The 20053-nt window shown below is 71.1% G+C and carries 20 protein-coding genes and 1 pseudogene; 6 read left to right on the top strand and 15 right to left on the bottom strand.

Annotated features, from left to right (window positions below; translation table 11 throughout):
* Positions 1–95 precede the first annotated feature (95 nt).
* Positions 96–935, bottom strand: coding sequence for an SDR family oxidoreductase (locus ACIRFL_RS23785; RefSeq protein ID WP_404031704.1), 840 nt, complete (start codon positions 933–935; stop codon positions 96–98).
* Positions 936–1027: 92 nt separating this feature from the next.
* Between ACIRFL_RS23785 and ACIRFL_RS23780 the strand changes: the two genes are divergently transcribed.
* The gene (locus tag ACIRFL_RS23780; protein ID WP_404031701.1) at positions 1028–1399 is read left to right on the top strand and encodes a winged helix-turn-helix transcriptional regulator; all 372 of its coding nucleotides are present in this window, start codon (positions 1028–1030) and stop codon (positions 1397–1399) included.
* A 186-nt stretch (positions 1400–1585) separates the two neighbouring features.
* Here ACIRFL_RS23780 and ACIRFL_RS23775 read toward each other — a convergent pair whose 3' ends face one another.
* On the bottom strand, positions 1586–2179 hold the full coding sequence (locus ACIRFL_RS23775; RefSeq protein ID WP_404031698.1) for a helix-turn-helix domain-containing protein: 594 nt from the start codon (positions 2177–2179) through the stop codon (positions 1586–1588).
* Positions 2180–2259: 80 nt separating this feature from the next.
* On the opposite strand from ACIRFL_RS23775, the gene ACIRFL_RS23770 reads away from it, so the two are divergent.
* From ACIRFL_RS23770 to ACIRFL_RS23755, 4 genes and pseudogenes are all read left to right on the top strand, one after another.
* Positions 2260–3180, top strand: a complete 921-nt coding sequence (locus ACIRFL_RS23770; protein ID WP_404031695.1) for an NADP-dependent oxidoreductase — start codon at positions 2260–2262, stop codon at positions 3178–3180.
* Positions 3181–3385: 205 nt separating this feature from the next.
* A pseudogene (locus tag ACIRFL_RS23765) lies at positions 3386–3868 on the top strand (ATP-binding protein); the annotation flags it as partial.
* A gap of 226 nt (positions 3869–4094) precedes the next feature.
* Positions 4095–4832: an SDR family oxidoreductase gene (locus tag ACIRFL_RS23760; RefSeq protein WP_404031692.1), complete on the top strand. Its 738-nt coding sequence runs from the start codon at positions 4095–4097 to the stop codon at positions 4830–4832.
* Positions 4833–4870: 38 nt separating this feature from the next.
* Complete coding sequence (locus ACIRFL_RS23755) at positions 4871–5770, top strand: SDR family oxidoreductase (protein ID WP_404031690.1); 900 nt, start codon at positions 4871–4873, stop codon at positions 5768–5770.
* A 198-nt stretch (positions 5771–5968) separates the two neighbouring features.
* On the opposite strand, the gene ACIRFL_RS23750 is transcribed toward ACIRFL_RS23755, so the two are convergent.
* Complete coding sequence (locus tag ACIRFL_RS23750; protein WP_404031687.1) at positions 5969–6979, bottom strand: 2-hydroxyacid dehydrogenase; 1011 nt, start codon at positions 6977–6979, stop codon at positions 5969–5971.
* Between the two features lie 194 nt (positions 6980–7173).
* Between ACIRFL_RS23750 and ACIRFL_RS23745 the strand changes: the two genes are divergently transcribed.
* Positions 7174–7917 (top strand): SDR family oxidoreductase, encoded by a 744-nt coding sequence (locus ACIRFL_RS23745; protein WP_404031685.1) that lies wholly within the window; start codon positions 7174–7176, stop codon positions 7915–7917.
* A gap of 10 nt (positions 7918–7927) precedes the next feature.
* Here the strand turns inward: ACIRFL_RS23745 and ACIRFL_RS23740 are convergent, their stop codons facing one another.
* From ACIRFL_RS23740 to ACIRFL_RS23685, 12 genes are all read right to left on the bottom strand, one after another.
* Positions 7928–8851, bottom strand: a complete 924-nt coding sequence (locus tag ACIRFL_RS23740) for a LysR substrate-binding domain-containing protein (protein ID WP_388717119.1) — start codon at positions 8849–8851, stop codon at positions 7928–7930.
* A 71-nt stretch (positions 8852–8922) separates the two neighbouring features.
* Positions 8923–9798 (bottom strand): NAD(P)-dependent oxidoreductase, encoded by an 876-nt coding sequence (locus ACIRFL_RS23735; RefSeq protein WP_404031681.1) that lies wholly within the window; start codon positions 9796–9798, stop codon positions 8923–8925.
* Between the two features lie 8 nt (positions 9799–9806).
* On the bottom strand, positions 9807–10484 hold the full coding sequence (locus ACIRFL_RS23730) for a 4-carboxy-4-hydroxy-2-oxoadipate aldolase/oxaloacetate decarboxylase (protein WP_404031678.1): 678 nt from the start codon (positions 10482–10484) through the stop codon (positions 9807–9809).
* A gap of 43 nt (positions 10485–10527) precedes the next feature.
* Positions 10528–11568 carry a zinc-binding dehydrogenase gene (locus ACIRFL_RS23725; RefSeq protein WP_404031675.1) on the bottom strand — a complete coding sequence of 347 codons (1041 nt, stop codon included), beginning with the start codon at positions 11566–11568 and terminating at the stop codon, positions 10528–10530.
* Positions 11569–11587: 19 nt separating this feature from the next.
* The gene (locus ACIRFL_RS23720) at positions 11588–12391 is read right to left on the bottom strand and encodes an SDR family NAD(P)-dependent oxidoreductase (RefSeq protein ID WP_404031672.1); all 804 of its coding nucleotides are present in this window, start codon (positions 12389–12391) and stop codon (positions 11588–11590) included.
* On the bottom strand, positions 12388–13176 hold the full coding sequence (locus ACIRFL_RS23715; protein ID WP_404031670.1) for an SDR family NAD(P)-dependent oxidoreductase: 789 nt from the start codon (positions 13174–13176) through the stop codon (positions 12388–12390). Before ACIRFL_RS23715 ends, ACIRFL_RS23720 begins: the two co-directional genes overlap by 4 nt.
* Before the next feature lie 49 nt (positions 13177–13225).
* Positions 13226–14251 carry a sugar phosphate isomerase/epimerase family protein gene (locus ACIRFL_RS23710; RefSeq protein ID WP_404031668.1) on the bottom strand — a complete coding sequence of 342 codons (1026 nt, stop codon included), beginning with the start codon at positions 14249–14251 and terminating at the stop codon, positions 13226–13228.
* On the bottom strand, positions 14244–15011 hold the full coding sequence (locus ACIRFL_RS23705; protein ID WP_404031665.1) for an SDR family NAD(P)-dependent oxidoreductase: 768 nt from the start codon (positions 15009–15011) through the stop codon (positions 14244–14246). Before ACIRFL_RS23705 ends, ACIRFL_RS23710 begins: the two co-directional genes overlap by 8 nt.
* A 280-nt stretch (positions 15012–15291) precedes the next feature.
* A complete protein-coding gene (locus ACIRFL_RS23700) occupies positions 15292–16104 on the bottom strand; it encodes an aldo/keto reductase (RefSeq protein ID WP_404031663.1) in 813 nt (270 codons plus the stop codon).
* Between the two features lie 52 nt (positions 16105–16156).
* A complete protein-coding gene (locus ACIRFL_RS23695; RefSeq protein ID WP_404031660.1) occupies positions 16157–17185 on the bottom strand; it encodes a M24 family metallopeptidase in 1029 nt (342 codons plus the stop codon).
* A gap of 56 nt (positions 17186–17241) precedes the next feature.
* Positions 17242–18567, bottom strand: coding sequence for an MFS transporter (locus tag ACIRFL_RS23690; RefSeq protein WP_388717089.1), 1326 nt, complete (start codon positions 18565–18567; stop codon positions 17242–17244).
* Positions 18568–18738: 171 nt separating this feature from the next.
* Entirely contained in the window at positions 18739–19968 is a 1230-nt protein-coding gene (locus tag ACIRFL_RS23685; RefSeq protein WP_404031657.1) for an aminotransferase class I/II-fold pyridoxal phosphate-dependent enzyme, read from the bottom strand.
* Positions 19969–20053: the final 85 nt, after the last annotated feature.

Raw genomic sequence — 20053 nt, 5'->3', positions numbered from 1 at the left:
CGACAGGCCCAGGGCTGATCGAATGTTCCAGGGCTCGTGGAGCCAACTCCGGTTGGCCGCGCGGTCATTCACTGCGGTGGCGGCGCCGGCCGGTCTCAGCGGAACGCGGCGACGTTGCGGGCGGCCCAGTCGGCGAAGGGGCGTGGCGCGCGGCCGAGGACCCGCTGGACGTCCGGGCTGACGCGCAGTTCGGCCAGGTTCGGGGAACCGAGGATGTCCAGAGTGTCGTCGGCGAGTTCCGCCGGCATGCTCTGGGTCATGGCGGCCTTGGCCTCGTCGCGGGAGAGCTCGTGGAACCTCACCGGCGAGCCCAGCGCGGCGGCGATGGCCTCCGTCTGCTGGCGCGGAGTGATCACCTCCGGTCCGGTCAGCTCGTACACGCCGCCGGTGTGCCGGTCTTCCAGCAGGCAGGCCGCCGCGACCGCGGCGATGTCCGCCGGGTCGATGATCGGCACCCCGACGTCGCCGAAGGGCGCGGCGACGAGCTGTTGTGTGCGGACGGACTCGGCCCACCACAGGGCGTTGGAGGCGAAGCCGCCCGGCCGCAGGACGGCCCACTCAAGGCCGGACTCCCGCAGCGTGTCCTCCAGCGCGCGCATCGCGATCCGTGTGGGGCCGAAGGGCCTGGTCACCACGCCCAGCGTGGAGAGCAGGACGACCCGGCGGACCCCGCTGGCCACGGCCTCGCCGATGATGTCGGCAGGACTGGCGCCCGTGGCGTGCAGATCGCCGGACAGCAGCAGGAACAGCGCCTTCGCCCCGTCCAGCGCGGGCCTGAGGCCGGCCGGCTCGGCCAGGTCGGCCACCACGTGGCGCGCGCCGTCCGGCACCGCCGCGGTGTGCCGTGACACCGCCGTCACCTGCCGGCCCGCCTCGGTCAGCGCCCGCGTCAGCGGCCGGCCGATGTTCCCGGTGGCCCCGGTCACCACGATCATGATCAGCTCCTTGTCGGATGTCCTCTGTGGCCTTCACGCTAGGAGCGGGGGCTAACTTTTGGTAAGGACATACCTTGGGGTAAGGTCATGGCATGACGGGAGGCGTGCAGCGCAGACAGGTCGAGTCGGGGAAGCGGTATGACGTGTTTCACACCGACTGTGTTGCGCGCGATGTGGTCGACCATGTGACCAGCAGATGGGGCATCTGGGTGCTGATCTCCTTGCGCAGCAATGACCTCCGGTTCTTCGAACTGCGCGAGAGCATCCACGGCATCAGTGAGAAGATGCTCGCCCAGACCCTGCGCGCGCTGGTCCAGGACGGCCTGGTCTGGCGGGAGGTCGAGCCGACGACGCCGCCCCAGGTCACCTACGGGCTGACCGAGTTCGGCCGGGACATCGGCGAGCCGCTGACGGAACTGTTCGACCGGATCACACAGCGGCTGTCGACGCGCGGCGCGGAATAGCGCGGTGCCGGCTGGTGCGCGTCCGCGACGCGTCGCCCAGTGTGTCGCAGCGGGCTGTGGAACCGATGAGGCCGACGGTCACACCTGCCCCGAGCCGAAGGCGCCGGCGGCGTAGACCTGGCGGAGGAAAACCCTCGCCGCAGGCTGTCGCCGAACTGCGGCAGGAGCACCGGCACCGGTTGCGAGTCACCTGGGCCCGCGGGTACCTCTGTGCACGGCCGAGACGGCGGCTTGCACTTCGCTGAGGGTTTGCCGGGCGATATCGCTGAACTCATCCGTGTTGCCGGGGTCGCTCCACCGTTCGTAGGCCGTCTTCAGGGTCAGTGCGCCCAGTTGCGCGCTCACCGCGGCGAGGAGTGCGGGTGCGCCGCGGCGCTCCATGGCCGCCGTCAGTGCGGCGGTGAGACTCATGCTCTTCAGGGCCTCGCGTTCCCTGAGGTCGGGATGGGCGTCGATCACCTCCCGTCTGCGGACGGTGAACGCGCGGCGATCGGGTGTGAAGACGTGGCGTCCGAGCGCGTCGAAGCCGTGTGCCATCGCTTCGAGCGGGGTGGCTCCGGCGGGCGTCGCGGCGATCGCCGCGGCGAGTGGCTCGATCAGCGCGTCCTCGCCGAAGAGCACTCCTCGTTTGTCCTGGAAGTGCCGGAAGAAGGTGCTCTTGGTGAGTCCGGCGCGTTTCGCGATGTCGAGCACGGTCGTGTTCTCGTACCCGCGCTCCGCGAAGAGTTCGAGGGCGGCGTCGGCGAGTCGTTGTGATGCGTTGGGTTCCCAGCGGGCCATGAGCACAGCTTACGGGACTTGGTCCCATCACCATGTACAGTGATAGGACCAAGTCCCATCACTGGCTGTGGAGGCACACTATGAGCCGAGCCGTTGTGCACGAGACGTTCGGCGGTCCCGAGGTACTGGAACTGCGCGAGGTCCCGGAACCGCACGCGAAGGCGGGCGAGGTCCGGGTGCGGGTGACCGCCGTCGGCCTCAATCCCATGGACTGGATCCTCACCTCGATGCCCGCGGTGGCGGAGCAGTTCGGCATCACCCTTCCGTCCGGCTTCGGCACCGACTTCGCCGGCGTCGTGGACGAGGTCGGTGCGGGCGTCTCCGGCTTCGCCGTGGGCGACCGTGTCTACGGCGGCGCGCTGAGCGGGGCCGCCGCCGACTTCACGGTCGTCGATCCCGCGACGGACTCGATCCTGCACACGCCGGACGGGATCGTTGACGAGGTCGCAGGCACGCTCTCGGTGGCGGGACTGACCGCCTCGGCGGCGCTCACGGCGATCGGTGTGAAGGCCGGCGACACCGTCCTGATCGGGGGAGCCGCCGGGGGTGTCGGCGTGCTCGCCGTCCAGCTCGCCAGGCTGGCCGGTGCGCGGGTGATCGGAACCGCGGCCGAAGGAACCTTCGACTTCCTCCGGCGGCTCGGGGTCGAACCCGTCACCTACGGTCCCGGCCTCGCGGACCGGGTGCGCGCGATCGCCCCCGACGGTGTGAGCGCGGCGACCGACCTCTTCGGCACGGAGACGGCCGAGGCGGCGCTCGCGCTCGGCGTTCCCGCGGAGAGGATCTCCACGATCGCCGCCGGCCCCAACCCGCCCGGGGGTGTGCGCCCGACCGGCGGCTTCAACGCGCGGCCCGAGGACCTGAAGCGGATCGCCGACGCCATCGCCGCCGGCGAGATCACCATGCCGATCGCCGCCACCTTCCCCATCGAGCAGATCCACGAAGCCGTACGGCTGCAAGCGGAACGCCACGTCCACGGAAAGATCGTGGTCACCCTCTGAACCGTTGAAGAAGGCCACCGTCCCAGGCCGATGCGATCGTGCACGGGTTCAAGGCCGGATCCCAGGTACGTGAAATAGGAAAAGACGGTACATCCTGGTACTCAGGGAAAACATCCTCCATCTGCTACGGCGTGTGGAGTCATGGTCCATTGATTGACGTGCTCCCTGGCCTAAAGTCCGGGGATTCCGGCCTGGGTCGTCTGAAAAACACCTGTGCGACACGGTGGTCTCGGCCCTGCTGCCCCAGCACGGCCAGACGATGGACGACGCGGTGCTGCTGATCGCCCGCACGCGGGCCATGAACGCCGGTGACGTCGCCACTTGCGTCCTTCCGGAGGATCCCCGCGCAGCCGGCCAGGCCCGCGCATTCGTCCGCGAACGACTGGACGCCTGGGGCCTGGACGAACTGACGATCACCACCGAACTGCTCGCCAGCGAGCTGATCGGCAACGTGATCCGGCACGCCGAGGGCCCCATCCGTCTGCGCCTGCTGAACAGCCGCTCCCTGACCTGCGAGGTCTACGACGGCAGCCTCAGTACCCCGCGCATCCGGCACGCCGCCTACACCGATGAGGGCGGCCGCGGCCTGCAACTCGTCTCCGCCCTCTCCAGACGCTGGGGCGCCCGCTATCTGCGCGACGGCAAATGCATCTGGACGGAGCAAGACATCCCGCACCGTGCCACGTGAGAACGGCCCCGGCCGCAGCTCGTGGACCGCACCGCTGATCGCCACACCGTCGACCAGGCTCAGCGGCTCCTATGACCCGCCCTGTTATCGGCGCTCACAAGTTTGCGTTGTCGGCGATCCGGGCTCGTGTTATCGTTGCTCACGCCCAGAGGGGATCGGTGATACCGCCGTAACCCGCGGGCACCGCTGATCCGGTACACGGCATCTCATCGAAGGACTGGTCATCATGACGGACACCACCACTCGCGTAGCACTGATCACGGGCGCCACCGGAGGCATCGGACGGGCCGTCACGGATCGTCTCGTCCGGGACGGGTTCGCCGTCGCCGTGCACTACGCGGGCAACAAGGCCAAGGCCGACGAGACGGTCGAGGCCATCAGGGCGGCGGGCGGCAAGGCCATCGCCGTGGGCGGTGACGTGGCCGACGAGGCGGCCATGGCCGCGGCCTTCGACGCCACCGAGGCGGAGTTCGGCGGGATCGACGTGCTCGTCAACACGGCGGGCATCATGCTCCTGGCGCCGATCGCCACGCTGAACCTCGACGACCTCGACCGCATGCACCGCACCAACATCCGCGGCACCTTCGTCGTCTCCCAGCAGGCGGCCCGGCGGATCCGCCGCGGCGGAGCGATCATCAACTTCTCCACCTCGGTCACCCGCCTCCAGTTCCCCACCTACGGCGCCTACGCGGCCAGCAAGGGCGCGGTCGAGGCGATGACCCTCGTCCTGGCCCGAGAGATGCGCGGCAAGGACATCACCGTCAACGCCGTCGCCCCGGGCCCCACCGCGACCCCGCTGTTCCTGGAGGGCAAGGACGAGGCGGCCCTCGACAACCTCGCCAAGGCGGCCCCGCTGGAGCGGATCGGCACCCCGGAGGACATCGCCGAGGCCGTGGCCTTCCTCGCCGGACCCGCGCGCTGGATCAACGGTCAGATCCTCTTCGCCAACGGCGGCATCGCCTGATCCCGGCGCACCGCCCGCCCGACACCCACGGAGACCTCATGAGCAACATCGTCCTCATCACCGGCGCTTCCAGCGGTTTCGGCGCCCTCACCGCCCGCGCCCTCGCCCGCACCGGCAACACCGTCTACGCCGGCATGCGCGAGACCACCGGCCGCAACGCTCCGCAGGTGCGGGCCGCCCTCGACTACGCCGAGGAACACGGTGTCGACCTGCGTGCCGTCGAACTCGACGTCAATTTCCAGGACTCCGTCGACGCCGCGGTCAACCAACTGATCGAGGAGCACGGCCGGATCGACGTCCTCGTCCACAACGCCGGTCACAAGGTCACCGGCCCTGCCGAGGCGTTCACCCCGCAGCAGCTCGCCCAGCTCTTCGACATCAACGTGCTGTCCACCCAGCGCGTCAACCGCGCGGCCCTGCCTCATCTGCGCGAGGCCGGCCGGGGACTGGTCGTCTGGGTGTCCAGCTCCAGCGTCAAGGGCGGCACCCCGCCCTACCTCGGCCCGTACTTCGCGGCCAAGGCCGCGATGGACTCCCTCGCCGTCAGCTACGCCGGCGAACTGGCCCGCTGGGGCGTGGAGACGTCGATCGTCGTCCCCGGCTCCTTCACCAGCGGCACCAACCACTTCGCGCACTCCGGCCACCCGGCCGACACCGCTGTCGAGGCGGAGTACGAGACCAGGTACGCGGGCCTGATGGAGCAGGTGTCCCAGAAGCTCGCGGCCCTGGCACCCGCGGGTGCCGAGGCGTCCCTGGTCTCCGACGAGATCGCCCGCATCGTGGCGCTGCCCGCGGGCGAGCGCCCCTACCGGGTGCACATCGACCCGGCCGACGACGGCTCCGAAGAGGTGTCGGACGTCGCCGACCGGATCCGCCGCGCATTCCTCACCCGCATCGAACTGGACGACCTGCTGACCGTCCACCCGGCCGGCGCGTGACCGGAGAACCCGTCAGCGCCGGCCCCGCCGGCCTCGCGGGTGTCAGAGCATCGAGAGCATCCCGCCGTCCACGTATGGTCCGAGGCCGGCACACATGCCCTTGGTGAGTGGGCGCCGGTGTTGTTGACCAGCACGTCGATCGGGCCCACCCGTTAGTGACCAGGGCGGTCCGGCCGGCGATGCCGAACACGGGGTGGCTCATGCGGGCGTTCCGGTGGCGCGGGCGGGGCGGCCGGGGACGGCGGAGGTGCCCGGCAGGGCCGTGCGCGCCGGGCGGTCCGCGAGGACGTCGAGGATGTTGTCCACCGCCAGGTCGACCATCGCGGCGCGGGTGGCGTGGGTGGCCGAACCGATGTGCGGAAGCATGACGACGTTCTCCTCCGCGGCCAGCGGGGAGACGTCCGTGCCCATCGGCTCGCGTTCGTGGACGTCGAGCCCCGCGGAGTGCAGCCGCCCCTCCCGTACGGCGTGCAGCAGGCCGTCCTCGTCCACGACCCCGCCCCGGGCGGTGCTGATCAGGGTGGCGGTCGGCTTCATGAGGGCGAGTTCCCGCACGGAGATCAGATGGCGGGTCGCGTCCGTGAGGGGGACGTGCAGCGACACGATGTCGGACTGCGCCAGCAGGGAGCGCAGGTCCGTCGCGGCGGACAGGGCGTCGTCGACCCTGGCATACGGGTCGTGGTGGACGACGCGCATGCCGAAGCCCTGTGCCCGCCGGGCGACCGCGCGGCCGATCTGCCCGTAGCCGATCAGACCGAGGGTGGCGCCGTGCACGTCGAGGCCGAGGTAGTCGTGCATCCGGAACACGTCCCAGCCGCCCCGGGCCAGATCGGCGCTCGCGGCACCCAGCCGGCGCCGGGCGGCGAGGATCAGGGCGAAGGCCAGGTCGGCGGTGGTCTCGGCCAGCACCCCCGGCGTATGGGTCACCACCACACCCCGCTCGGCCGCCGCGGCGGCATCGACGTTGTCGTACCCCATGCTGGCCAGCGCCACCACCCGCAGGGACGGACCGGCGGCGTCCAGCAGGGCGGCGTCCACCAGGTCGTTGCCCAGGGCCAGAACCGCGTCGGCCCCCGCGGCGAGGGCGGCGAGTTCCGCCGGTTCCGGCTTGCCGTCGCCCGTGTGGAACACCGGCTCCGCGACGGCGCCGAGCCGTTCCACACCCCGGCCCGGAAGCCCGTCCCGGGTGACGAGAACACGCATACTCATATTCGACTCCCAGTCACGCTGCACGATTTTCCGAGCACGCTAGCCAGGGAACTCGGCCGAGGGCAAATAAAAACTTCTTCTGACGCCATCTGGAATTCCGCTGGGTCGCGCATTAAGGGCTGCCGCATATTGCCGCGACCGCACCCGCACGCTTATGTTCCTCACGGTATTCCGAAAGTGAGGGGATCAACGGCATGCCTTTTTCCGACTACCGGACCGCCCTGGTGACCGGCGCCTCCACGGGCATCGGGGCCGTCGTCGTGGAACGTCTCGCCCGGTGTGGCCTTGAGGTGCACGCGGTCGCCCGCGACGCCGACCGCCTGGCGGACCTGGCCGCCAGGACCGGCTGTGCCGCGCACGCCGTCGACATCACCGACACCGACTCGCTGACCGAAGCGGTGGGCGGCCTGGAGATCGACGTACTCGTCAACAACGCCGGAGTGTCACGCCCCGGCAACATCCTCACGGCCGACGAGTGGGCCGTGGACGAACAGGTGGCCGTGAACGTCCGTGCGGTCCTGCACCTGCTGCGTCTGCTCATGCCCGGCATGGTGGAGCGCGACCTCGGCCACATCGTCAACATCAGCTCCATCGCCGGCGTCTACAACTTCGGCGGCAACACCATTTACCACGCCACCAAAGCGGCGGTGCACACGATCTCCCGGCAGCTTCGCGTGGACGGTTTCGGCCGGCGGGTGCGCGTGACCGAAATATGCCCTGGCCGCGTCGAGACGGAAATTTTCGGCCGACTGCTCGGGGATATGGAAGAGGCGCGGCGGCGGTACTACGACGGCTACGAATCACTCAAGCCGGAGGACATCGCCGACGCCATCGAGTTCGCCGTCGGATCGCCCCGGCACGTCAATATCGGGCACATCGAAATTCTGCCGACCTTCCAGGTGCCCGGTGGCCTCGCATTCGAGCGGCGCGCGGGCTGACGCCGTACGCTCACGCCGATCTGCGGTCCGAGACCGACGGGTCGAGCAGCAGCGTGCGCAGCAGGTCGGCCACGAGGGCGGCGGCGTGCGAGAGCGGCTGCACCTCGGGAGTGCACAGGGACATCGCGGTGCACAACCGGGCGTCGGCGAAGCGGTAGATGCGCACCTCCTCGGGGGCGAAGTGCGCTCGGGCGGCCGTGAGCGGCAGCACCGTGACGCCGAGTCCGTTGACCACCGCGTCCCGCAGCACCGTGTCCGGCTCGACCTCGGCGACGACGGAGCAGTGCAGTCTCGCGGCGTGGAAGGCGGCGTCGGTGATGCGCCGGACGGTGTGCAGCTCGTTCGGCATGATGAAGTCGAGACGGCTCGCCTCCTTCAGGGTGACCGTGTCCCCGCGGCTGGTCAGGCGCGGCATACGGGCGCTGGTGACCAGGTGGAACTCCTCCTCCAGCACATGGTCGAACACGACACCCTTCACATAGCCGGGGTCGTATATGAGCGCCATGTCCACCTGGCCGAGCAGCACCGCCTGGCTCATCACCACCGTCAGGTTCTGGATCAGCTGCAGATGGATGTTCGGGTACCGCTCCCGCACCGCCCGCAGCAGCGGTACGGCCAGACCCGGCGCCATGCTGTACGAGGCCAGGCCGACGGTCACCAGCCCCGCCGGGGTGTCGTTGCCGGCGCGCAGATCGATCCGCGCGGCCGTCTCAAGGCGCAGGATGCCCTGCGCGTAGCGGTACAGGGAGCGACCGGACGCCGTGACCTGGACACCCCGGCCGGTGCGCTCCAGCAGACGGGACTTGAAGTCGCTCTCCAGCGCGGAGATGTGCTGGCTGAGCGCCGACTGGGTGATGTGCAGCGAGTCCGCGGCCCGGGTGATGTTGCCGACGTCGACGACCCTGACGAAGTAACCGAGCCTGCGGGTGTCCATCGCACTCCTCCCTGATCGTTGCGGGTGAACGTATCCCGAGCGGGCCCGGCAGTGGAACAGCCGGGCGCGGATCACTCCTCGCCGGTCTCTTCGTGCGCCGAGACGACCTCGAACACAGCCGAGTGGTCCAGGTCCCCGAGGCCCCGGCGCAGCACCTCCTCGAAGAGGGCGCGGGTGCGCCGGGTCTGCGGCAGGCCGGCGCCGAGGGTGTCGGCGAGCGCGGTCGCGTACCGGAGGTCCTTGACCTGGTTGGCGCCGCTGCCGCCGAGGCGGTAGTCGCGGTCCAGGATCTTCGCCGCCTTGGCGTCGAGGACGGCGCCCGCGGCGAGGCCGCCGCGGAGCACGCGGACCAACTGCTCACCCGGCAGACCTGCCCGGCGGCCCAGGTCGAGGGCTTCGGCCACAGCCACCAGGGTGCCGGCGACGATCACCTGGTTGCACAGTTTGGCGGCGCTGCCCGCGCCGGGTGGGCCCATGTGCTCGACCGTGCCGGCGAAGGACCTCAGCACCGGTTCCACGGTCCGGTACGCCTCCGGGTCGGCGCCCACCATCAGGCTCAGCGTGCCGGCGCGGGCGCCGGCGTCACCGCCGCTCATCGGCGCGTCGAGCACGGCCAGGCCGTGCCGGCCGAGCCGGCCGGCGAGATCGCGCACCTTGCCGGGGGACGTGGTGCTCAGCACGGCCACGTGCGCGGTGCCCTGTGCGGCCCAGCGGCGTACCACCGGCTCGGGTGCGATCTCCCCGAGCTGGTCGATGTCCGGCAGGACCGACAGCACGATGCTCGCGCGCAGTGCTCCGGGTTCGGCGACGGCCCGGTGCCCGAACTCGTCCGCCTTGGCGCGGGTCCGGTTCCACACCTGGAGCGGGAAGCCCGCGCGGGCGATGTGCCGGGCCACCGGGGCGCCCATCGGGCCGAGGCCGAGCACGGCGACGCCGGGCCTGTTCACGGGCTCACTCACTCCTCGACGACCAGGCCCTTGGCCCTGAGTTTCTCGGTGAGTCCGTGCACCTCGATCAGCGTCCGGTCGCCGCGCCGGTGCTGTTCTCTGATCTCCGCCTCGTGGTCCTCGCGTTCCTGGCAGAGCCGGACGACCTCCTCGGCCTCCTGCGGGTCGATCACGACGACACCGTCGGCGTCGCCGCGCAGGATGTCGCCGGGCCGGACGATCTGTCCGCCGACGGAGACCGGACGGTTCACCTGGCCGAGGGTCTCCTTGACCGTCCCCTCGATACAGATGGAACCGGAGAAGACGGGGAAGCCGAGCCTGCGCAGGTCCGCGCTGTCGCGCACGCCGGAGTCGGTGACGAAGGCGGCCAGTCCCTTGCTCTGGCAGGCGGTGGCCAGCACGTCCCCGAAGGAGCCCGCCTGTTCGAACTCCGACCCCGCGACGATCACGACGTCACCGGGCCGGGCGTAGGAGATGGCGACCTGGACCATGATGTTGTCGCCCGCCTGCGCCTGGACCGTGAACGCCGGCCCGCAGAAGGACATGGCCGGGTCCACGGGCTTGAGCCGGTGCGCCAGCGCGCCCTTGCGGCCCTGCGCCTCGTGGATGGTCGCGGCGGAGAAGCGGCCGAGCGCGGCCACCACATCGACGGACGGACGGTCGATCCGGGTGCGTACATGAATCATGGGAGCATTCCCTCGCGTTGTCGTTCGGTCGTGTCGTGCGGGCTCAGGCGTCCGGGTCGGCACAGACCCGGAGCACCGTCTTGGCGGACCGGGAGGAGTCGGCGGCGCAGCGGAACGCCTGCGCGGCTTGATCGACGGCGAACTCGTGACTGAGTACGGCGTCCAGCGCGGGGTCCGCGGCCAGCAGGGCGATCGCGGTGTCCAGTTCGGTGTCGAAGCGCTGGGAGCCGTACAGCGTCAGCTCCTTGGCGATCAGCGTCGACATGGCGACGGGCACCGGTTCGCGCGGCAGCATGCCGAGTTGGAGCACGGCGCCGCCGGGTCGTACCGCGTCCAGCGCGGTGGCGAGTGAGGCGACGGCGCCCGCCGCTTCGACCGTCACGTCGAACGCCGACCGGTCGACCGTGCCGCCCGCGGACAGGTTCACGGTGGCGGTGGCGCCGACGGCGGCCGCGGTCCGCAGCGGGAAGTCGTTCAGGTCGACGGCGGTGATCTCGGCGGCGCCCGCGTGCCGGAGCGCCGCGACGGCCAGTGAACCGATCGGCCCGGCGCCGCTGACCAGCGTCTTCGCCCCCCGCACCCGCTCGCCCAGGCGGGCGGTGCCGTGCAGGACGACGGCCAGCGGTTCGGCGAGCACGGCCCTGCGCAGGGGCAGCGCGGCGGGCAGCGGACGGAGCTGGGAGCAACGCACCTCCAGCAGTTCCACGAAGCCGCCCTGGGTGTGCGGCTTCGTGGACGCGCTGCCGAAGTACGTGCCGTCCGGGTGCAGATGCAGGCCGGTGGGGGTGGTGGTGCCAGGCGGTGCGCAGGGGGTCGCGGGGTGCAGGGCGACCCGGGTTCCGACGGCCGGCGCGGCCGTTGCGTCCTGGCCCACCGCGGCGACGACGCCGACGACCTCGTGGCCGAGGGTCAGCGGTTCGGTGACGGTGTAGGGGCCGTTGCGGCCGTCCGCGGCGTAGTGCAGGTCGGAGCCGCAGATGCCTCCGTAGACGATGCGGACCAGGACCCGGTCCGGTGCCGCCTTCGGTTCGGGCAGCGTGTCCACGCGCAGGTCTCCCGGTCCGTGGACGACGACGGCTTTCATGGCAGCGGGTTCCTTCCGGTCAGCGGGCGAGGTAGCCGCCGTCGACGGGCAGCACGGTTCCGTGGATGAAGCGGGCGGCGTCGGACACCAGGAACAGCGCGGCGCCCGCGATGTCCTGCGCGGTGCCCCACCGCCCCGCCGGGATGCGTTCGAGGATCTGGCGGTTGCGGGTCTCGTCGGCGATCAGCGCGACGTTCATCTCGGTGTCGATGAAGCCCGGCGCGATGGCGTTGACCCGGACGCCCCTGGGCGCCCACTCGTTCGCCACCGACTTGGTGAACTGTCCGACGGCGCCCTTGGACGCGGCGTACGCGGAGGCGGTGAAGCCACCGGTGAAGGAGAGCATCGAGGCCAGGTTGATGATCGCGCCCGAGCCCCGTTCGAGCATCGGCCGGCCGAAGAGCTGGGTCAGTTCGACGACGGTGCGCACGTTGAGCTGCTGCACCCGGTCCCAGTCCTCGACCGGGAACTCCTCGAACCGGTGCCGGAGGTTGAGGCCCGCGTTGTTGACCAGGATGTCGACCCGGTGCTCCCGCAGAATCCCGGCGGCGGTGGCACGCACCTGCTCCGGGTCGCCCAGATCGGCACACACCGGAATGTACGCACCGGTGTGTGCGGCCTGCTCGCGTCGGTGAACGCCGATCACGGTCGCGCCGTTGCGCAGGTAGAGATCGGCGATGGCGTGGCCGATACCGGTGCTCGCCCCGGTGACCACGGCCGTCCTGCCGGTCAGGTCGGCGGAGAACGGAACGTCCACGGTGCTGTCGTCCTTCTTGTGTGAGGGCGGGTGCGGGTGCTGATGTGTCGTGTGCGGGTGTGTCATGCGATGTGCGATCCGCCGTTGACGTCGTAGGTGACGCCCGTGAGGTAGCCGGCGTCTTCGCCCAGCAGGAACGCGATGACCGCGGCCACGTCGTCCACGGTGCCGATGCGTCCGACGGGCAGGTCCTTCAGCAGGACGGCCTTGCGTTCGTCGGTGAGCCGGCCGCCCATGATGTCGGTGTCGATGGAGCCGGGGGCCACCGAGTTGGCGGTGATGCCCAACGGGCCGAGTTCCCGGGCGAGGGTGCGGGAGAGGCCGAGCAGCGCCGCCTTCGAGGCCGAGTAGGCGGCCCGCCCGTACACCCCGCCGCCGCGTTCGGCGGAGGTGGAGGAGACGTTGACGATGCGGCCGAGGCGGCGTTCGGCCATGCGCTTCGCCGCGGCGTGGGTGACGTGGAAGGTCCCGTGCAGGTTGACGTCGATCACCCGGTGCCACTCGGCGTCCGTGACGTCGAGGAACGGCACCGGCGAACTGACCCCGGCGTTGTTGACGAGCCCGACGAGCTGCGGCAGTTCGGTGTCGACGCGGCGCACGGCGGCGTCCACGGCGGCACGGTCGCGGAGGTCCACGCCGATGCCGAGGCAGGTCACACCGTGCTCGTCCGTCAGACGCGTCGCCACGTCCCGGCAGGCGGCCTCGTCCAGGTCGAGCACGGCGACCGACCAGCCCTCGGCGGCGAGCCGGGCTGCGGTCGACCGGCCGATGCCGCGCGGTGACGCGGCTCCGGTGACGATCGCGGTGCGTGCCGCGGGGAACGCGGCGGCGGGCGGGGGTGGAAGTGTCACGGCTCTCCAGTTCGTACGGTCGGCGGTCGTACGGTCGGCGGTCGTACGGTCAGTCGGTGCGGGGCAGGATGCGCCTGAGGTAGGCGGCGTTGGTGGCGCCCACGCTCAGGCCGTCGCCGCCGTAGTGCTCGACCACGAAGGTGCCGCCGAAACCGTGGGAGACCGCGTAGCGGACGGCGGCGCGGTAGTCGATCACGCCGAGTTCCAGGGACGTGGGGTGGGTGAGGACGGTGCCGGTGGCCGGGTCCTCCAGGCGGACGTAGTTCTTGACGTGCCAGTGGTTGGTGCGCGGCGCGGTGACCGAGACCAGGTACTCCCAGGTGTCCACCGGTCCCTGGACACGCAGCAGATTGCCCAGGTCGGGGTTGAGCCCGACCGCTTCGTGGCCGATGTCGTCCAGGAACCGGACCGCCTCGTCCCCGCTGCCCAGGCAGGTGTTCTCGTACAGCTCCAGGGAGAGTTCCACTCCGATGTCGGCGGCGTGGCGGGCGAGTTCCCGGAACCGGTGGACGGCGAGTGCACGCACCTGCGGATCACCGCGGGGCGGGACGTCGTCGCCCGGTACCGTCCAGAACCACCGGGCCCGTCGCTGCCGTGCGCTCAGCGCGTCGTGAAGTCCGAGGCAGACGACGTCCGCGCCGAGGGCGGCGGCCGCCTCCAGGGTCCGGTGGGAGAAGGCGAGGTTGTCCTCGCCGCGCTCCGGGTGGACGACACTGCGGCGGACGACGCCGACGCCGGGTACGCCGAGCCCGGCGTCGGCCAGGACCTCGCGCAGCGCCGTGAGACGTGCGGCGTCGAGGTCGCCCAGGGGCAGCCAGGCGGTCGCCAGTTCCAGGTGGGTGAAGCCCTCGTCCACGACGGGCTGGAGGAGCCGGCGCCACTCGTCGGGGTCGAGCTTCGCCACCGGGGTGCCGTCCGCCGCGTGCGGCGGGAACTGGAGCATGGCGGCGGCGATCGGCCAGTCCTGCGGTGTGTGCGGTACGGGGATGCGGGCCGGCGTGGCCAGGGACGGCCGTTCGGTGTGCGCGGGCGCGGGGGGAGTGTGGGGCGCCGGGGGCGCCGGGGCCTCAGCCAATGCGAAGACCCCCGTTGATGTTGTAGGTCGCGCCGGTGATGTAGCCGGCGTCCTCGCCGAGGAGGAATTCGATGAGCGCGGCGACATCGCGGGTGGTGCCCAGCCGCCCGACGGGGAGCTGGGACAGGAACGCGGGCTTGCGGTCGTCGGTGATCCGGCCGCCCATGATGTCGGTGTCGATGGTGGCGGGCGCGACCACGTTGACCGTCACCCCGCGGGGGGCCACCTCCAGTGCGAGGGCGCGGCTGAACGCCTCGATCGCGCCCTTGGACGCGGCGTAGGTGGACTTGCTGTACGTGCCGCCGCCGTTCTGCATCGCCGTCGAGCCGAGGCTCACCACGCGGCCGTGCCCGCGCTCGGCCATACCGGGCACGATGCGCTTGCTCACCACGAAGGTGCCGGTGGCGTTGATCCGCATGACGCGTTCCCAGGTGGCCAGGTCCACGTCGAGGAAGGACACCGGCGAACTGATGCCCGCGCTGTTGACCAGCCCGGTGACCGGCGGCAGTTCCGCTTCGAAGGCGGTGACGGCCGTGTCCACGGCGGCGGGGTCGGCGATGTCCGCGACCGCGCCGACCGCGCCGACACCGTGCGCGGCACGGATCTCGGCGGCGGCCTTCTCGACCTCCGGGTCGATGTCGAGCAGCCCGAGGTGCCAGCCGGCGGCGGCCAGCCGTTTGGCGAGCGCCCGGCCGATGCCCCGCTCGGACGCAGCTCCGGTGATGACCGCGGTGCGGCGGCCCGTGCTGTGCTCCGTCATGTCCGGTCCTTTTCGTTCGGCTGCGCATAACCTCGGGTGACCACTACCTGATAAACCACGGCGGCCCTTCTCGGAAAGGTCGGGAACTTGGGTGAGAGCGTAGTTCCGTGGCCTCCCGCTCAAGAGGCGAAGCGGCTATCCGTATGGCGGCATAAAAAATGCCGATGGGAAAGGAGACGGTAAAAGCGATGGGACAGCGCCCCGAAGGGGCGCGGGCGCGACCAGCCACGACGGTGCCGCACACGACCGACGGCATAGCGCGGCATTTCCAGCGGCGCGCTTAGCGCGCCGTCGCCACGGTCGACAGACCGTCGATCGCCTCGACGTCCGCCGGGGAGAGGGTGAGGCCGGCCGCGGCCAGATTGCGCTCCATGCGGTCACGGTGCGCGGACTTCACGGTGACCGCGACGTTGTGGTGCAGGTTCCACGCCAGCACGACGTCGCGCGGCGAACGGCCGTGCCGGCGGGCGACGTCGAGCAGCACCGGGTGGTCGAGGTCGGTGCTGCGCAGCGGGCTGTGCGCACTCAGCACCACACCACGTTCGCGCATCGCCTCGGCGAAGTGCGGGTCGTAGTCACCGGGGCCCCACTGCACCTGGTTGACGGCCGGGTAGACACCGGTCTCCCGGTGCAGTGCGTCGATGAGTTCGACCGAGTAGTTGCTGACGCCGACGGCCCGGACCAGGCCCTCGTCACGGGCCCGCACGAACGCGCGCCAGCTCGTGACGCCCGGGTGGCCGCCCGGCGGCCAGTGGATCAGCCACAGGTCGACGTGGTCGCAGCCCAGTGCGGTCAGGCTCTGTTCCAGGGTCAGCCGTTCCCGGCCGACCTGGTCGGGGGGCATCTTGGTGGTCACGAACAGGTCGGAGCGGGGCAGGCCGGTGGCGGCGAGGGCGGCGCCGACGGCGGCCTCGTTGCGGTAGCGGGTGGCGGTGTCGACGAGCCGGTATCCGACGGAGAAGGCGGTCAGTACGGCCTCGGTGGCCTGGTCGCCGCGCATCGGGTGGGTGCCGAAACCGACCAGCGGCATGGTGACGCCGGCCGCGTCGGCCGTGGGTATCCGGCCAGCTCCGGTCGGGTGGGTCGTGCCCATGATGGTTCTCCTTGTGCGTTCACGGGGGCGTAGGACGGTGGCGGGCCGGGGGTCAGTACAGCTCGACGAGGCGCAGGGGCGTGCCCGCCCGCGGTTCGGCGCCCTCGGCGGTCAGCGCGACGGTCTCCGCGAGTTCGACCGCGCCGCGGCCGGGCACCTGGACCTCGGTCCGCACGCCGAGCACCATGCCGGGCTCGGCGACCACCGTGCTGTCCGGCCGCAGCGGCAGCGAGGCCCCGCCGCCGCGCAACGCGACCAGCCGGCAGGCCGCCCGGTGCTCGCCGGCCTCCCGCTCGAACGCCGCGTACCCGTCGGTGAGCCGGGCGCCGGGGCGCAGGGCCGCCAGCAGCGCGGCCGTCGCGGCGGCGCACACGTCACCCGCGGTGCGCAGCGGGCCGTCGGCCTTGCTGAGCACGGCGGTCGCGGCGGCGTACCCGGCTGCCCCGTCCAGCAGCGGGTGCAGCACGTAGCGCACCGGGGTGGCCGCCGTCAGCCGGGCGGTGGCGGGGTCGTGGCCGCGGACCGTCACCAGGTCGGTGCCGGCCGCCCCGTCCGCGCCGTACGGGTCGTACCACCCGAGCAGACCGCCGGCCCGGCGGACCGACCGGTCGACGTTGCCGGACAGCTCCCGTACGTCCATGCCGACGCGCAGATGGTCCATGACGGCCGTGTAGCCGACGGCGGCGAGGTCGGCCGCGGCGGCGAACGCGGGCAGTTCGCCGGGCTCGCAGCAGGCCAGTTCCGCGAAGACCAGGTCGGCGGCGGGGCGCAGCCGCACGCCCGTGCCGTCGGCCGGCCCGAGGACGTCCGGCGGCAGATCGGCCTCGGTGGCGACCACGCCGTCCGCGACGCCGGTCGCGTGCAGCGCGGCGGCGGTCGCGGCGGACAGGCCGCCCATCGCGCTCGCCACCGTGCCGTCGGTCGTGAGCAGGACGGCGGTCGCGTCGGCGGAGCCGGGCGCGGTCGCGTACCGGCGCCCGGTGGGCGAGGTCAGCAACAGACCGGCGTAGCCCGCCTTGTCCAGTTGTCCGCGGAGCCTGTCGAGTCCGGCTGGGGCCTGGTGCGTGGCCGCTTTCGCCATGGGACCACCGTCCTTTCGCGAGGGTGTACGTACGGGGTGCGTCTGCCGGGTCCGGTTCAGCGCTTGAGCGGTTCGAAGGCCGTCTCCTTGATGCGCAGCGCGGTGAACCCGGCGACGACGGAGGTGAGGACAAGGTAGATCGCCGGGATCCAGGTGCTGCCGGTCGCGGCGATGAGCGCGGTGATCAACAGCGGGGCGGCGCCGCCGAAGACCGCGGTGCCGAGGTTGTAGCCGACGCCGTAGGCGACGGTGCGCACCCGGGTGGGGAAGAGTTCCGCGAGCGTCACCTGCATCACGCCGTTGGTGCCGGCGAAACAGACGGCCATCAGCACCGCGCCGGTCACCGCCGCGGCGAAGGAGCCCTGGGTCAGCAGCCAGTAGCAGGGGAAGCCGATGACGACCATGCCGAACGCCGAGCCGCTGAGCAGTTTCTTGCGGCCCAGCCGGTCCGAGAGGCGTCCGGCGTAGAGCACCGCGAAGGTGCCGACGGCCAGCATGATGGCGGTGACGAGCAGCCCTTCCAGGGCGGAGAAGTGCATCTCGTCCTTCATGAAGGACGGCATGTAGATGAACAGGACGAAGTAGCCGGAGCTGTTGAGCAGCGGAAGCACGATGGTCAGTCCCATCGCGCGGCGGATCTCGGGGGTGGTGAACGCCTCCTTCAGCGGGCTGCCGGTCACCTCGCCCTTCTGCTCCGCCGCGGCGAACTCCGGTGACTCCGCGGAGAGCCGGCGGACCACCAGGCCCACGATGCCGAGCGGCAGGGCGAGCAGGAAGGGCAGCCGCCAACCCCAGGCTTCCATCTGCCCGGTGCTGAGCACCGCGATCAGCAGGGCGGCGAACAGGGTGCCGAGCAGCATGGCGATGAACGTGGCGGCGTTGGCGTAGCTGACCACCCGTCCGCGGCGGCCGTCACCGGCGTGTTCGGCGAGGAAGGAGTTGCCGTTGCCGGGCTCACCGCCCATCGCGAAGCCCTGGACGAAGCGCAGCAGCACCAGGCCGATCGGCGCCCAGACGCCCGCCGTCGCATAGCTCGGCAGGGCGCCGACCAGTGCGGTGGACAGGCTCATCATGGTGATGAGCGCCAACAGGACGCGTTTGCGGCCTATTCGGTCGCCCCACGATCCGGCGACGGCCGCGCCCACGGGGCGGAAGAAGAACGGGATGGCGAAGGCCGTGAAGGTCAGCAGGACGCTGGTGTTCGGAGCGTCGCTGGGGAAGAACACGACCGCGAGGGTTCCGGCCACGAAGCCGTAGACGGCGTTGTCGTACAGCTCGATGAAGACACCGATGAGCCCCCCGACGATGGACACCTTCGTCGCTCTCGTGGTGGCCGCGGGTGGCTGCGCGTGCGGGCGAGCCACGGATACCTTGCTGTTCACGGGCACAACCTTTCACAAAGTGACGTCGTCGTCTGAACTTTGGCCCGTCATTATTTCCTCGGTATTGCCGATGGGTATACCCGGCGGCAGCTGAAATCCGGCTGGCGATACCGGCATAAGAGAAGTTGATTTCTGACGGATCGCCGGTCCTGCGCGGCGCGGAACGCTATATCAGCGACGCAGCGACTCGACCGAACGCGCGAGCCCGGCGACGGCTTCGCTGATTGTCTCGGAGGACAGTGCGAAGCTGGCGCGGAAATGGCCCGGGGCGCCATAGGCGTCGCCGGTGATGACCACGACGCCGCTGGTGTCCAGGAAGTGTTCGGCGAGATCCGCGTCGGTGGTCAGTTCGGTGCCCGAGGGAGTCACGGATCCCATCAGCGCGGAGGCGTCGACCCAGACGTAGAAGCCGCCCTCGGGGGCCGTCGGACGCAGTCCGTCGATCGCGGCGAGGCCGGAGACGAGCAGGTCCCGTCGCTCGGCGTAGACGCCGACGGTGCGGTCGATGAACTCGCGGCCGCCGTTGAGCGCGGCGACCGCCGCGGCCTGGCTCACGGAGGACGGGCAGGACGAACTCTGCGACTGGAGCGTGCCGATGGCCGCGCACAGCCGGGCCGCTCCCGCGCCGTAGCCGATCCGCCAGCCCGTCATGGCGTACGCCTTCGACACACCGTTGACGAGGAAGATGCGTTCGCGCAGGTCGGGTGCGACGGTCACGGCGCTGGGGACCGGCCGCGTGCCGTAGTTGATCTCGTCGTAGATCTCGTCGCAGAGGACCGAGACGTGCGGGTGGGCCCGGACGACGTCGGTGAGCCCGCGCAACTCGGCCTCGCTGTAGACCGCGCCCGTCGGGTTGTTGGGTGTGTTCAGCACGACCCATTTCGTCCGGTCGGTGATGGCCTCGCCGAGCCGGTCCGGGGTGAGCTTGTACCCGTCGGCCGCCGTGGTGGCGACGACCACGGGCTGCCCGCCGTTCACCGTGACCATGTCCGGATACGACACCCAGTACGGGGCCGGGACGATCACCTCGTCGCCCTCGTCCAGGGTGGCCATGAACGCCAGGAAGATGAGCTGTTTCGCGCCGCCGCCCACGCAGATCTCGCCGGTCGCGTAGGACTGCCCGGTCTTTCGCCGCAGCCGGGCGGTGATGGCCTGCCGTAGCGCGGGGGTGCCGTTGGCCGAGGTGTACTTCGTCTCCCCGGCGCGGATCGCCGCGACGGCCGCCTCCTTCACATGGTCGGGGGTGTCGAAATCGGGTTCGCCGATCGTCAGCGGCAGGACCTTGCGGCCCGCCGCCTGGAGGTCCCGCACCCGGTCGGCGACCCGGGAACTCGGTGACTCCTTGACGCGGGACATGCGTTCGGCCGGCGCGGGCGCCGGCAGCGTTCCGGGGTGAGTCATTCCCTGTCTCCTTCGGTGGACTCCGGTGGGCTTCGGTGGACTTGGTGGGCATCGATGGGGATCGGTGGGGATCGGTGGGCGCAGT

It is taken from the genome of Streptomyces sp. NPDC102462 (genome assembly GCF_044765425.1).
Lineage (GTDB): Bacteria > Actinomycetota > Actinomycetes > Streptomycetales > Streptomycetaceae > Streptomyces.
The sequence above is the reverse complement of the archived record's forward strand: the minus strand, read 5'-3'. Positions and strand labels throughout refer to the sequence as shown.